Origin of the sequence: Kribbella sp. VKM Ac-2566, from assembly GCF_004366005.1 — a bacterium.
Taxonomy (GTDB): Bacteria; Actinomycetota; Actinomycetes; order Propionibacteriales; family Kribbellaceae; genus Kribbella; species Kribbella pratensis.
This window is the reverse complement of sequence record NZ_SODT01000012.1, coordinates 552879-566845: the sequence shown is the minus strand read 5'-3', so window position 1 is coordinate 566845 and position 13967 is coordinate 552879. Positions and strand designations below refer to the sequence as shown.

At 69.3% G+C, this 13967-nt stretch carries 14 protein-coding genes; 4 read left to right on the top strand and 10 right to left on the bottom strand.

Features of this window, described 5'->3' with window-relative positions; genetic code table 11:
- The first annotated feature begins 46 nt into the window (after positions 1–46).
- On the top strand, positions 47–1495 hold the full coding sequence (locus EV647_RS29825) for a hypothetical protein (RefSeq protein WP_134008764.1): 1449 nt from the start codon (positions 47–49) through the stop codon (positions 1493–1495).
- Between the two features lie 46 nt (positions 1496–1541).
- Complete coding sequence (locus EV647_RS29820; RefSeq protein WP_134008761.1) at positions 1542–2450, top strand: TIGR03086 family metal-binding protein; 909 nt, start codon at positions 1542–1544, stop codon at positions 2448–2450.
- A 1-nt stretch (position 2451) separates the two neighbouring features.
- Here the strand turns inward: EV647_RS29820 and EV647_RS29815 are convergent, their stop codons facing one another.
- From EV647_RS29815 to groES, 9 genes are all read right to left on the bottom strand, one after another.
- Positions 2452–2850, bottom strand: a complete 399-nt coding sequence (locus EV647_RS29815) for a hypothetical protein (protein ID WP_134008758.1) — start codon at positions 2848–2850, stop codon at positions 2452–2454.
- A 52-nt stretch (positions 2851–2902) separates the two neighbouring features.
- Entirely contained in the window at positions 2903–3613 is a 711-nt protein-coding gene (locus tag EV647_RS29810; RefSeq protein WP_166680461.1) for an acyl-CoA thioester hydrolase/BAAT C-terminal domain-containing protein, read from the bottom strand.
- Positions 3610–4716, bottom strand: a complete 1107-nt coding sequence (locus EV647_RS29805; RefSeq protein WP_130384561.1) for a GuaB3 family IMP dehydrogenase-related protein — start codon at positions 4714–4716, stop codon at positions 3610–3612. The genes EV647_RS29810 and EV647_RS29805 overlap by 4 nt, the downstream gene beginning before the upstream one ends.
- A 26-nt stretch (positions 4717–4742) precedes the next feature.
- Positions 4743–6257: an IMP dehydrogenase gene (gene guaB / locus EV647_RS29800; protein ID WP_133782225.1), complete on the bottom strand. Its 1515-nt coding sequence runs from the start codon at positions 6255–6257 to the stop codon at positions 4743–4745.
- A 141-nt stretch (positions 6258–6398) separates the two neighbouring features.
- A complete protein-coding gene (locus EV647_RS29795; protein WP_134008752.1) occupies positions 6399–7844 on the bottom strand; it encodes a hypothetical protein in 1446 nt (481 codons plus the stop codon).
- Entirely contained in the window at positions 7837–8460 is a 624-nt protein-coding gene (gene shbA, locus EV647_RS29790; protein ID WP_134008749.1) for an RNA polymerase sigma factor ShbA, read from the bottom strand. Before shbA ends, EV647_RS29795 begins: the two co-directional genes overlap by 8 nt.
- Positions 8461–8572: 112 nt before the next feature.
- Positions 8573–8827 carry a GNAT family N-acetyltransferase gene (locus EV647_RS29785; protein WP_166680460.1) on the bottom strand — a complete coding sequence of 85 codons (255 nt, stop codon included), beginning with the start codon at positions 8825–8827 and terminating at the stop codon, positions 8573–8575.
- Positions 8828–8910: 83 nt separating this feature from the next.
- Positions 8911–10530: a chaperonin GroEL gene (gene groL, locus EV647_RS29780; RefSeq protein ID WP_134008743.1), complete on the bottom strand. Its 1620-nt coding sequence runs from the start codon at positions 10528–10530 to the stop codon at positions 8911–8913.
- Between the two features lie 122 nt (positions 10531–10652).
- Complete coding sequence (groES, locus tag EV647_RS29775) at positions 10653–10949, bottom strand: co-chaperone GroES (protein ID WP_133782216.1); 297 nt, start codon at positions 10947–10949, stop codon at positions 10653–10655.
- 264 nt (positions 10950–11213) lie between these two features.
- On the opposite strand from groES, the gene EV647_RS29770 reads away from it, so the two are divergent.
- Entirely contained in the window at positions 11214–11828 is a 615-nt protein-coding gene (locus EV647_RS29770) for a peptidoglycan-binding protein (protein ID WP_134008740.1), read from the top strand.
- A gap of 9 nt (positions 11829–11837) precedes the next feature.
- A complete protein-coding gene (locus EV647_RS29765; protein WP_134008737.1) occupies positions 11838–13007 on the top strand; it encodes a methyltransferase domain-containing protein in 1170 nt (389 codons plus the stop codon).
- On the opposite strand, the gene EV647_RS29760 is transcribed toward EV647_RS29765, so the two are convergent.
- Entirely contained in the window at positions 12965–13942 is a 978-nt protein-coding gene (locus EV647_RS29760; protein WP_134008734.1) for a zinc-binding dehydrogenase, read from the bottom strand. The two genes, EV647_RS29765 and EV647_RS29760, sit on opposite strands and share 43 nt — an antisense overlap.
- Between the last annotated feature and the right edge of the window lie 25 nt (positions 13943–13967).

Below are 13967 nucleotides of genomic sequence, written 5' to 3'. Positions count from 1 at the left end.
ACCGTTAAGCTGAGCGGCTGAACCTGCGAAGGGGTGGAACGTACAGATGGTGGACAGCGGGGGGCTTTGGACGCCTCCTGAGGACGAGCTCGGTGAGGCACTGCAGACAGCTCAGGTGCTGATCGAGGAGGGCCGCGCCGACGAGGCAGGGCCGTACCAGCAGCGGGTCATCGAGCTGGCCAGGGAGCGCGCCGAAGGGCACCCGAACCACTACGAGGCCAAGCACCTGATGGCCGCGACCCAGTACGAGCTGGCCGGATCACTGAACGCATCCGGCCGCCACGAGGAGGCCCTCGCCGCGCTGCACGAGGCGCAACTCGGGTACACCGAGCTCCAGGATGCCGGCGTACTCGACGCGACCTGCTTCCTGGCCGACGTCCGCGCCCGGCGCGCGATGACCCAGGCACACCGGGGTCACGGCGCCACCGCCGTACTGGAGATGGACGGCGCGGTGATCGCGTACGGCCAGCTCGTCGGCGGCGAGGACGGTCTCAAGCACCAGCCGGACTTCGCCCGGGTGCTCGCGATGAACGCGCTGATCCTGCGGCGGTACGGCGACCCCGCGCTGGCGGTCGCGTCCGCGGACGCGGCGACCCAGCTGTTCCTGCAGCTCGCGGACCAGATCAACGAGAGCCCCCAGTCACTGTCCTACGCGCGCTATCTCTGCACGGCGACCGCGGTGTCGGCCGACGTCCACGCTGCCGAAGGCCGGCTGGACCTTGCGCTCGAGGCGGACGAGATCGGACTGACGACAGCCGACACACTCGCCGACTCGGACTCGGCGACCGACATGCGCACGCTGGTCGCCGCCCTGGTCAGGAAGGGCAAGCACCTCGGCATCGTCGGCCGGTTGGAGGGCGAGGCCTGCTTGCGGACGGCGTACGACACCGATGCCGAGACGGCGGCCCGGGTGGTCGAGGAGCTCGACCGCGGGTTGCCGCTGACGCTGGTCGCGGCGCTGGAGAACGCGGAGATCAAGCTCGGGCCGTTCGAGCAGTACCACCGGCTGGTGGCACTGAGTGAGCCCGCGCCCGGGATGACGCTGGCGACCGTGTCGGGCCGGACCGATCCGGAGTCGGCGGCGCAACGCGCGACCGAGCTCGCGGAGTTGGTGAAGCCGCTGCTTTCGCAGGACGGCAACGCCGCGCTCACGCTGGGCATGGAGGCGCACTACCTGTTCGCGATCTCGTCCGAGCGGGAGTCGCACCGGATGCGGTTCCAGACCGAGATGTACGTACCGATCTGGGCGCAACTGCTGCTCGACATCTCCGAGGCATACTTCCAGGCCGGGCGGACCGACCTCGCGCTCGATCTCGGGGGCTGGTGCGCGGAGGTCGCGACCGCCCTGATCCCGTACGCCGACGACAACGCGCTGATGAAGGACCTGGCCGGCGCCTGCTACCGGCACCACGGCAACCTCCTGGCCGCCACCGGTGACCTGGCCGCGTCCCATCACGCCCACGAGGCCGCGGAGCAACTCCAGCTCGGCCGTTGACGTCCCGGCCTCCTCCGGCCCACGCTGACGCTGGGAGGGGGATGTCATGGACGTTGTGGAACTGCACAATCGCACGGTCGCCAACTTCGCGGACCTGGTCTCGGAGGTGCCGGCCGATCAGTGGTCGGCGCCGACACCGTGCTCGGACTGGGACGTCCGGGCGCTGGTCAACCATGTCGTCGGCGAGGAGCGCTGGACCGTGCCGCTGATGGCGGGCAAGACGATCGCCGAGGTCGGGGACACCCTCGACGGTGACCTGCTCGAGGACGATCCGGCCGCCGCGGCCTCGTACGCCGCGCGCGAGGCGGAGGTCGCCGCAACCTGGTCGATCGACAAGGTGCACCTGTCGTACGGCGACGAGGATCCGCACGAGTACCTGCGACAGCTCGCGGCGGACCACCTGATCCACGGCTGGGATCTGGCCGTCGCGATCGGTGCACTGCCGCGGATGGACCCCGAGCTCGTGGACGAGGTCGCGGACTGGTTCGCCAAGCGCGAGGACCTCTACCGGTCGACCGGAATCATCGGCAAGCATCTGGAAGGCTTCACCGATCCGGCCGAGGCCCTGCTCGCCGCGTTCGGGCGGGATGCCCGGTGGACGCCGGCGACTCCGGTGCTCGAGCGGTTCGGGACCGCCTTCGACGAGGGCGACCTGGAGACGGCGATGTCGCTGGTCACCGACGACATCGTGTTCGAGTCCACGTCGCCGGCGCCGGACGGCGGGCGCTTCGAGGGCGCGGACGCGGTCCGGGCGGTGTGGGCGACGCTGTTCGCGGACACCGCCGACCCGCACTTCGAGACCGAGGAGACCGTGCTGCTCGGCGATCGGGCCGTCGTACGGTGGCGGTACTCCTGGCGCGAGCCGTCCGGCAACCGAGGCCAGGTCCGCGGTGTCGACGTACTGCGACTACGAGACGGCAAAATCGCTGAGAAGCTGTCCTACGTCAAAGGCTGAATCAGTCCTGCAGGTCGGGGCGGAGGGCGCCGACGAACAGGCCCGCTTCGGCCTCGGTCATGCCGGTCTCGCTGACGACGAGGGCGGTCGCCTGGTGGAGTTCGCCCGCGGCCTTGAGGGCGCGGGTGCGCTCGGCCAGGTTGGTGCCCGGGCGGCGGACCAACGGCGTACCGGTCGTCGGCGGCACGTACCGCCCGAGGCGGATGTCGTCGACCAACTCCTTGGACTGCCTGAGGTCGAGGCCGGTGCGGTCCCGGATCAACTTGACCGCGTGCACCGCCTTCTTCGTGGTGATCAGGAACCGCACCTGATCGACGTCGTCCGGGGACAGTCGGCCTCGCGCTGCGGCGAGGGCAACATTGTCCGTGTCCTGGCTGCTCCGACGGCTGAACAATCCCATGCGGCAATCCTTCCAGAACCCGTCAAACCGGGTGAACTCGACGCAAGTCGGCTCAAGCTCCGAGCAATTCCAGGATCTCGGGCCACGCTCGGGTGCCCAACTTGCGGTCGGCTGCCTCGGTCCCGCCGCGCGCCATCCGCTGTCCCGCGGTCTTCGGCTCCTCCCCCGGCAGCACCGCACGATGCCCGGCGTCCGGGACCATCACGATCCGGGTCGCCTGCTCGGCACGACGCCGGGCGATCTCCTCCGCGAACTCGACCGCCGGCCACACCTTGTCGTCACCGCCGGCGATGAGAAGCACCTGGTTGATCCGCTCCACCGGGATCCGCGCCTGCTCCGGAGCACGCCGCAGGCTCTGGCGATACAGGCCGGTGTAGCTCGGCGGATCGTCCTCGGACTTCCAGTCCAGGTCGAGCGGTACGAACGGGAGGGGCTCTACCTGCCAGGTCCAGGCCGACCGCTGGCTGCCGTCCTCCAGGTTCCGGCCCCACACGTAAGCGCTCGGTGCGAACGCGACCACCGCGTCGACCCGCTCGTCGAGCGCACCCAGCAGCAACGCGGCCTCGGCACCCCAGGAACTGCCCATCACAACCAGCCGATCGTGGTGCGCCAACTCAGCCAGCGGGAACGACTCCAACGGAACCTCATGCGTCACGTTCCATCGCGGCGCGAGTACGTCGTACCCCTCGGCCTCGAGCAGACGAGCCCGATCCAAGTCCGGCGTACCACTCGAACCATGCAGGAGCAGTACGCCGGTACTCAACCTACGACGACCTCGACTCGCTGGAACTCCTTGAGTTCCGTGTAGCCGGTGGTGGCCATCGCGCGTTTGAGGGCGCCGACCAGGTTCATCGTGCCGTCCGGGACCCAGGACGGGCCGAACAGGATCTGCTCCATCGTGCCGGTGACGCCGACCTCGACCCGCTCACCGCGGGGCAGGTCCTGGTGCCAGGCCTCGGCGCCCCAGTGGTACCCGCCGCCCGGAGCGTCGCTCGCGCGGGCCAGCGGCGAACCGACCATCACGGCGTCCGCGCCGCAGGCGATCGCCTTCGCCACGTCACCGGACCGTCCGACCGAGCCGTCCGCGATGACATGCACGTACCGGCCGCCGGACTCGTCCATGTAGTCCCGCCGCGCCGCCGCCACGTCGGCCACCGCACTCGCCATCGGCACCGCCACCCCGAGCACCTTCCGCGTGGTGTGCGCCGCACCGCCGCCGAAGCCGACGAGTACGCCGGCCGCACCGGTCCGCATCAGGTGCAACGCCGCCTGATGCGTCGCGCAGCCGCCGACGATCACGGGTACGTCGAGGTCGTAGATGAACTGCTTCAGGTTCAGCGGCTCCGCCTGGCCCGACACGTGCTCGGCGGACACCGTCGTACCGCGGATGACGAACAGGTCGACCCCCGCGTCCACGACGTGCTTGGCGAACTGCTTGGTGCGCTGCGGCGACAGCGCACCGGCCACCGTCACACCGGAGTCGCGAATCTCCTGCACCCGCTGCGAGAGCAGCTCGGGCTTGATCGGCGCCGCGTAGATCTCCTGCAACCGGTGCGTGGCCTGCTGCGTCTCGAGGCTGGTGATCTCCTCGAGCAGGCTGGTCGGGTCCTCGTACCGCGTCCAGAGACCTTCGAGGTTCAGGACGCCGAGACCGCCGGCCTTGCCGATCGCGATCGCGGTGGCCGGCGACATCACCGAGTCCATCGGCGCGGCCAGGATCGGCAGCTCGAACCGGTACGCGTCGATCTGCCAGGCGACCGAGACCTCCTCGGGGTCCCGCGTGCGGCGCGACGGCACGATCGCGATGTCGTCGAACGCGTACGCCTGCCGACCCCGCTTCGCGCGGCCGATCTCGATCTCGGTCATCTGGTGTCCTTACAGGTAGCAGGCGGTCAGCGGCCCGAGTAGTTCGGGGCTTCGACCGTCATCTGGATGTCGTGCGGGTGGGACTCCTGCAGGCCGGCGGAGGTGATCCGCACGAAGCGGCCCTTCTCCTGCAACTCCGGCACGGTCCGGGCGCCCGTGTACCACATCGACTGCCGCAGGCCGCCGATCAGCTGGTGCGCGACCGCCGACAGCGGGCCCCGGTACGGCACCTGGCCCTCGACGCCCTCGGCGATCAGCTTCTCGTCGGAGCCGCCGTCGTGCTGGAAGTAGCGGTCCTTCGAGTACGACTTGCGCAAGCCGCCGGCCGACGACATCGCGCCGAGCGAGCCCATCCCGCGGTACGCCTTGAACTGCTTGCCGTTGATGAACACCAGGTCGCCCGGCGACTCCTCGCACCCGGCGAGCAGCGAGCCCAGCATGACCGTGTCCGCACCCGCGACGAGCGCCTTGGCGATGTCACCGGAGTACTGCAGGCCGCCGTCGCCGATCACCGGGACACCGGCCGGCTTGCAGGCCAGCGACGCCTCGTAGATCGCGGTCACCTGCGGCACGCCGACGCCGGACACGACCCGCGTCGTACAGATCGAACCGGGGCCGACGCCGACCTTGACGCCGTCCGCGCCCGCCTCGACCAGCGCCTGCGCGCCCGCGCGGGTGCCGACGTTGCCGCCGACGACGTCCACGCCGCGGGTGGCCGGGTCGGCCTTGAGCTTGCGGATGATCTCGATCTGGGCCCGGGAGTGACCGTGCGCGGTGTCCACCACGAGCACGTCGACACCGGCCTCGACCAGCGTCATGGCCCGCTTGTAGGCCTCGCCGAAGAAGCCGATCGCCGCGCCGACCATCAGCCGGCCGGAGCCGTCCTTGGTGGACAGCGGGAACTTGTCGCGCTTGACGAAGTCCTTCAGCGTGATCAGCCCGGTGAGCTTGCCGGCGTCGTCGACCAGCGGCAGCTTCTCCACCTTGTGCTTGCTGAGCAGGGCCATCGCGTCGTCGGCGGCGATGCCCTGCCGACCGGTGATCAGTGGCTGCTTGGTCATCACCTCGCGGACCGGCCGGGACAGGTCGGTCTCGAAGCGCATGTCGCGGTTGGTGACGATGCCGACCAGGACACCCGCGTCGTCCACCACCGGGACGCCGGAGATCCGGTACTGCCCGCAGAGCGCGTCGGCCTCGCCGATGGTGGCGTCCGGGCCGATCGTGATCGGCTGCGCGATCATGCCGGACTCGGAGCGCTTGACCAGGTCGACCTGCTGGGCCTGGTCCTCGATCGAAAGGTTGCGGTGCAGCACGCCGAGACCGCCCTGGCGCGCCATGGCGATCGCCATCCGGGCCTCGGTGACGGTGTCCATCGCGCTGGACACCAGCGGGATGTTCACCTCGACGTTACGACTCAGCCGGGACCGCGTGACGGCCTCGGACGGGATGACGTCGGACTCGTTCGGCTGCAGCAGTACGTCGTCGAAGGTGAGGCCGAGGACGGCGAACTTGTCGGGAACTCCAGCGGGGGTGATGTCCATGGGGAAAGCGAGCACCTTTTGTACGGCGACAACGGAACCCCATCCTATCCGCGCCGCCACCAGGCCCCGAATCCGCCGTCCACAGGCCACCACAAGCAACCGCCCGCCACGGTTCGCGGCGGGCGGTCGGTGGTCGAACGGTTACTTGATGGGCGCGTTCACGACGTCCAGGATCTGCAGCAGGCTGGCGTCGGTGGTCGAGCCGTACGTCCGGGCGATCGCGGCGTGCTTGCCCTCGGCGTACGCACCGCTGGAATGCTTGCCCTTCGGGTAGGCCTTGCGGACCGAGCCCGTGCTGACCGTCCCGCGCGCGTGCTTCCCGGTCGCCTTGGCCGCCGCCTTCTTCGCCGTCGCCTTGCTCGTCGTGACGGACTTCGCCGTCGCGTCGGGTGTGCCGAAGAACCGCTCGGTGGTTTCGTTCGCGACCGGCTCACCGCTCGGCGTCGGCAGGACCGGCGCCACGATCGTCTCGACCACGTCCGCGATTTCCTTGACCTGGTCCGGGACCTGCGTGACATCGCTACCCGGCGTCTCACCGGCGCCGGAGGTGTCGGTGCCCGACGTGTCCGAACCGCTGGTACCGGCGGGAGCGGTGGTGCTGTCCGAGCCCGGCGTGGTCTCCCCGTCGCTCGTCTGACCCTCTCCGGAGCCGGCGCTCGGCGTCGACGTCGGCTCACCGGTCGACGTGTTGTTGTCGCCCGTGCCCGTGTCGCCCGTACCGGTGTCGACGTTCGTCGGCGGCGTCGTGGTGGTCGTCTCCGTCGGCGTCGGAGTCGGCGTGGTGGTGCCGGGCGGCTCGTCGGTCGGGGTCGTCGTCGGGGTGTCCGGCGGCGTCTCCGTCGTCTTCGTGTCCGTCGGCTCGGTGGTCTTGGTGTCGGTCGGCTCCGTCGTCTTGGTGTCGTCGGTCGGCGTCGGCGTCACCTCGGTCGTCGGCTTGACCGGGTCCTCGGTCGGCTCCGGCTTGACCGGGAAGGCGTCCTTGTCGCGGATCGCGAACGGCTTGTCGTCCGCCGGCAGTCCGAGCGCGTCCGGCTTCTCGGTGCCGTCCTGCGACAGTTCGCCGTCGCCGGCCACGTTGGTCTTGCCGGCGTTCTCGGCGGCGTGCTCGGCCTTCGCCTTCTCCTTGAAGTCCTTGCCGACCTTGACGATCTTGCTCCGGTCCACGACCGGCAGTCCGTCGAGGTCCTCCTTCGGGAAGCTGGTCTGCGGGCGGACCGCATCGACCATCTTCTCGATGACCTTCTCGTACGGCGACAACGGGTCACCGGTGACCGCCGCGGCCACCCCGGAGACCGACAGCGCCGCCACCGCGGCAACACCGAACGCCAGACCGCGGGTCGCCACCTTACGGGCGAACGGGTCGGTGACCGGGTTGAGCGCCGCGCACCGCGCCAGGAAGCTCTCCGGATCGTCGATGGTCTCCACCGGGAGCTCGTCCTCGACCTCGACCGCCAGCCGTAGATCGGCCAGCAGTGCGACGGCCGGGTCGTGCTCGCCCGCCGCTCGGGCGGACTCCCCACCGGCGGCGAGCAGATCGAGCAGCGCGTCATCGGCCTCGATCGCGTCCAGGTCGAAACGGTCAGCCATGATGCCCCTCCCCTGCTCTTCCTCGTTCCAGCTCTGCTTCATGCCCCACAAACCCCCTGAGCGTGTTCAACGCCCGATGCTGTGCGACCCTCACCGCCCCCGGTGTCATCCCCAGTGCCCGGCCGGTCTCCTCGGCTGACATCCCCGCAACGACGCGAAGGCGCAAAATCTCCCGCAGTTTCTCCGGCAACTTGTCCAGCAGGCCCATGATGTGCTGGACCTCTGAGTGCCGAACCGCGCGCTCCTCCGGCGTCGGTGACTCGTCCGCGCCGTCCGGCAGGTCCGGCGTCGAGACGTCGGCGACCGCGAACGCACGCTGGGCATCGGCGACCTTGCGGGCCGCGATGCCGTAGACGAAAGCCTCGAAAGGCCTCCCCTCGTCACGATACCGGCCCAGCGCGCCGAACACCGCGACACATACTTCTTGTGCGACGTCGTCGACCATGTCGGCGCCGCCGGGATAGGTCCACAAACGGGACCGTACGTAACGGTGCGCTACTGCGCGCACCCTGGTGAGCAGGTCATTGAGAGCTGTACGGTCCCCGTCGCCGGCCAGCGCGGCAAGATCCCTGAGCTCGACCCGGTCGTGGGTGTCAGGTACTCGGACCTCTGTCACCCCTTGCCCCCTCGTGTTCGGACCGGTCAGCCGTGAAAGATGGTACGGCGCTCAACTCTCATTGCATAGTGGCAATTCGTGATCAAGCCCCCCAAATGATCACAATCTGTCACTACTGACCAGTTCGACCTACGCGGTCGAGCAGCTGCCGCCCGATCCCCTGCCGGGTCGCCCGCGGATCCACGAACAACCGCTCCACCTCGGCACCACCACCCACCGCCGTCAGCACCACATGCCCCACGACCCGCGCACCACTCACCGCGACCCAGCAACCCAGGCTGTTCTCCGGCGTCAGCCAAGTTCGGGGGTCGGCAGGCCAGTTGATCGGGTACGCCGCCTGCTCGTGCACAGCCCGCAACAGCTCCACGCAAACACCATGCCCACATGTCTCGCCGTACAACAGAGCACCGCCCGGCAGAGTCTGCCGGGCGGTGCTTTGGTGTTGAGGGATCAGTGGCCGTGGCCGTGGCCGTGACCGGCTGCGGCGGGCTCTTCTTCCTCGGGCTTGTCGACCACCAGGGTTTCGGTGGTCAGCAGCAGGGCGGCGATCGAGCCGGCGTTGGCGAGCGCGGACCGGGTCACCTTGACCGGGTCCAGGACGCCCTGCGCCAGCAGGTCACCGTACTCACCGGTGGCGGCGTTGAAGCCGCTGCCGGACTCGAGCTCGGCAACCTTCGCCGTCACGACGTAGCCCTCGTAGCCGCCGTTCTCCGCGATCCAGCGCAGCGGCTCGACGACCGCCTTGCGGACGATCCGGACACCGGTGGCCTCGTCACCGTCGAGCTCGAGGTCCTTGTCCAGCACGGTGGACGCGTGCACGAGTGCGGAACCGCCACCCGCGACGATGCCCTCCTCGATCGCGGCCCGGGTCGCGGACACCGCGTCCTCGATCCGGTGCTTCTTCTCCTTCAGCTCGACCTCGGTGGCCGCGCCGACCTTGATGACGCAGACGCCGCCGGCCAGCTTGGCCAGCCGCTCCTGCAGCTTCTCGCGGTCCCAGTCGGAGTCGGTGCGCTCGATCTCGGACTTGATCTGGCTGACCCGGCCCTCGATGTCCTCGGCCTTGCCGGTGCCCTCGACGACGGTCGTGTTGTCCTTCGAGACCACGATCCGGCGTGCCGAACCGAGCACCTCGAGGCCGACCTGGTCGAGCTTCAGCCCGACCTCGGGGGCGACGACCTGCGCGCCGGTGAGCGCGGCCAGGTCCTCCAGCATCGCCTTGCGGCGGTCACCGAAGCCCGGCGCCTTGACGGCGACCGAGGTGAAGTTGCCGCGGATCTTGTTGACCACCAGGGTCGACAGCGCCTCGGCCTCGACGTCCTCGGCGATGATCAGCAGCGCCTTGCCGGACTGCACGACCTTCTCCAGCAGCGGCAGCAGGTCCGCGATCGCGGAGATCTTGCCCTGGTGGATCAGGATGTACGGGTCCTCCAGCACCGCTTCGCCGGCCTCGGCGTCGGTGATGAAGTACGGCGAGATGTAGCCCTTGTCGAACTGCATACCCTCGGTGAACTCGAGCTCGGTCCCGAAGGTGTTCGACTCCTCGACGGTGATCACACCGTCCTTGCCCACCTTGTCGAACGCGTCCGCGATCAGGCCGCCGATCTCGGCGTCCCGGGCGGAGATGGTGGCGACGTGGGCCATGTCGCCCTTGTCGTCCACCGGCCGCGCGGTCTCGACCAGCTTGGCCGACACGGCCTCGACGGCCGCCTCGATACCGCGCTTGAGGCCCATCGGGTTGGCGCCGGCGGCGACCGCCCGCAGGCCCTCGTGCACCAGAGCCTGCGCCAGCACCGTCGCGGTGGTGGTGCCGTCACCGGCGATGTCGTTGGTCTTGGTGGCGACCTCCTTGGTCAGCTGCGCACCAAGGTTCTCGAACGGGTCGTCCAGCTCGACCTCACGGGCGACGGTCACACCGTCGTTGGTGATGGTCGGGGCGCCCCACTTCTTGTCCAGGACGACGTAGCGGCCCTTCGGGCCCAGCGTCACCTTCACCGTGTTCGCGAGCTTGTCGACGCCACGCTCCAGCGCGCGCCGCGCGTTCTCGTCGAACTCGAGGATCTTCGGCATGAAGAAAACCAGTCCTTTTCCGTATGTCTCTCGTTGCAGGAGCGAGGCCCGCTGTCCCGGACCCACTCCGCCCCGGCGCCAGAGGCTCCGGGGCGGTGTCAGTCAGGAACAGCGGGCGTTCGTCACTTGCTGACGACTGCGAGGATGTCGCGGGCGCCCAGGATCAGGTAGTCCTGACCGTCGTACTTGACCTCGGTGCCGCCGTACTTGGAGTAGATGACCTTGTCGCCGACGCTGACGTCCAGCGGGACGCGGTTGCCGTTGTCGTCGATCCGGCCCGGGCCGACGGCGAGGATCTCGCCCTCCTGCGGCTTCTCCTTGGCGGTGTCCGGGATCACCAGGCCGGACTTCGTGGTCTGCTCGGCTTCGAGCGGCGCGACGAGGACACGGTCCTCGAGCGGCTTGATCGTGACCGACACTTGCTGACCTCCACGGTCGAATTCGCTTGTCTGTGACATGTGGTCGCGCTCCCCTGCCGTCGCGGGGGTCAGGAGGCCGGACCGTTGGCACACTCACACCGAGAGTGCCAACACCGAATCTAGGCCGCGATTAGCACTCGGTCAACTCGAGTGCCAAACAATCTCGGCAACCCGGTGATCGGGCGGGTACGGAATGTGGCCGAACGCTGGGCCGGACCCGCCGGCACGTGCGACCGTTCTCTCAGAGCGATCAGAGGAGGGGCCATGGCGTTCAAGTTACCGGCGCTGCCGAAGCCGTCCGGACGGACGATCGCGCTACTGGCCGCCATCGGCGCGGTCGCCGTTGGCGCCGTCGCCGCCAACGCGTCGAAGGACCCGTCACCACCCGCCGCAGCGCCGGTGTCCACAGCGCCGGTCTCCGAAGCGCCGGCGGCCAAGGCGCCGGCCGACCAGCCTGTCGCCCACGACGCGGCGGCCGCCGAGCTGAAAGCAGCAGCCGCTCTGCCGCAGTGCAGGTCCGCGCGCCTCGTGCCGGTGAACCGCAGCTGGGGCATCCCGATGCCGTCGATCCTGGGCAGCACCAGCACCACCTGCAACCTGATGTACGGCGACGACCCGTACCGCGGCACCAGCCGGACAGGTGACCCGGAGACCGCGATCCAGGTCCTCCAGCGCAACCTGAACTTCTGCTACGGCTCCAAGCTCGCCGTCGACGGCATCTACGGCAGCAACACCCGCGCGGTCGTCAAGACCGTCCAGCGCAAGCACCACCTGGTAGTGGACGGCATCTACGGCCCGAAGACCCGCTCCGCGATGAACTGGCGGCTGTACTCGATGGCAACCCGCAGCTGGAGCAGGAGCTGTTCGAGCCCCCTCTAAAGTTGCGGGGTGAGTGTCACCGCGCTGCTCGAGGGTCCGGGCGCTGAGGTACTGGCTGCTGCCTGCGCCGAGTACCGCCCTGGCAACGAGCTCCAGCTCGTCGAGAAGCTCAGACGCCGGTACGACGCACCGCTTGTCACGACTGCGGTCACCCAAGCCTCACTACGCCACCGCGCCGTCGCCAAGTTCGGACCGGACGCAGAACGCATGTACTTCACCCCAGACGGCCTTGAGCAAGCCACCCGCACCACGGTCAGCACCCACCGAGCCGCACGCCTCGCAGCCACCCTGCCCGGCGCCCGCGTGGTCGATCTGGGATGCGGAATTGGCGGCGACCTCATCAGCGCCGCACGCGCCGGACTGCACGTCACCGGAGTCGAACGCGATCCAGAGACGGCAGCCACCGCCCGCGCCAACCTGTCCGCACTGGGGCTGTCCGGCGAGGTACTGGTAGGCGAAGCCGAGTCCACCGACCTCACGCCGTACGACGTGGTTTTCGCAGACCCCGCGCGCCGGGCCGATGGACGGCGGGTGTTCGACCACAACGCGTACTCACCGCCATGGTCCTTCGTCACCCAGCTCCTGCAGCGGACTGCGTGCGTGAAGGTCGCGCCCGGCATCCCGCACGACGCGATCCCCGAAGGTGTGGAAGCCGAATGGATCAGCGACTCCGGTGAGGTCAAGGAGGCGGCCCTCTGGTCGGGGCAGCTCTCCCCAGGCACGTCCCGGCGGGCCACGCTGCTCCCCGGCGGTGCGAGCGTCAGCGACGCACCGGAAGCCGACAGCGGCCCGGTCGGCAAGTACATCTACGAGCCCGACGGTGCAGTTGTCCGAGCTGGTCTGGTCACCGCCGTCGCCGCAGCGGTCGACGGTTGGCTGCTGGATCCCCGCATCGCCTACGTCACGGCGTCGACGTACGTCCCGACGGCGCTGGCCTCGGCGTACGAGGTGCTGGAAGAGCTGCCCTACAAGGAGAAGGCGTTGCGCTCCTGGGTCCGCACCCAGGGCATCGGGACCCTGGAGATCAAGAAGCGCGGCATCGACCTCGACCCGGCCCAGCTACGCAAGAAGCTCGCACCGAAGGGATCGGCATCGGCGACCCTCGTCATCACGCGCATCGGCCGCGACGCCGTCGCCTACTCGTGCCGCAGGGTGACGACCAGCTTCCCGGTCGCCTGATCGTCCTCCATGTACCGGTGCGCCGCGACGATCTCGTCCAGCTCGAAGACACGGTCGACGTTCGGCCGGTAGACGCCGCTCTCGACCTCGCTCACAATCCGCTGCAGCACGTCCGCGCGACCCTTCATCGTCTCGCTGTGGAACGCGGTCAGCCGAGTCCCGGACGGGATCATCGCGATCGGCTCGAAGTCCTGGATCAACCACCCACTGAGTGAACCCGCCACGCACACCGTGCCGCCGCGACGGACGAGCCGCAGCGAGTCCACAGCCGTACGCGCGCCGACCAGGTCCAGAACGTACTCCGGTCCGTCAGGCCAGATCTCCCGCAGCGATCCGCCCAGCGATTCACCGGCGTCGACCACCACATGGTCTGCGGTCAGCGCATCGACCTTGCTCGCCTGCCGCGTCGTCACCGCGGTCTCGACCCCGGACCCGGCCGCGATCGCCGCGGCAGCCATCCCCACCGACGACGTACCGCCGCGAATCAGCAACCGGCCGCCGCGCTCGATCCCCAACGCGTCCAACGCGCCCTGCGCCGTCAGGTACGTCTCGGGCAGCGCGGCCAGCACGTCCCACGGCAGCGTCGTGGCCACCGGCATCAACGTTGCGTTCGGCAACAATGCGTACTCCGCATAGCCGCCGTCGTACGCGCGGCCCATCTCCCCCATCACCGCCGCGACCGTCGTCCCTTCCGGTACGGCGGGATCGGTCGAGGCAGCCACAACGCCGACACATTCGATCCCGAGGACCCGCGGGAACCGCACCGACGGCGAATGCCCCTGCCGGGTCCGCAGCTCCGACCGGTTCAGACCGGCTCCGTGTACCCGCACCAGACTCCAGCCGTCCCGAACCGCCGGCACCGGTAGCTCGCGAAGCTCCAGTACTTCGGGACCACCCGCCTGGATACACACCGCGGCACGCATCGTCGCACTCATGCCTTCACTCTCGCCGCAGAGCGGC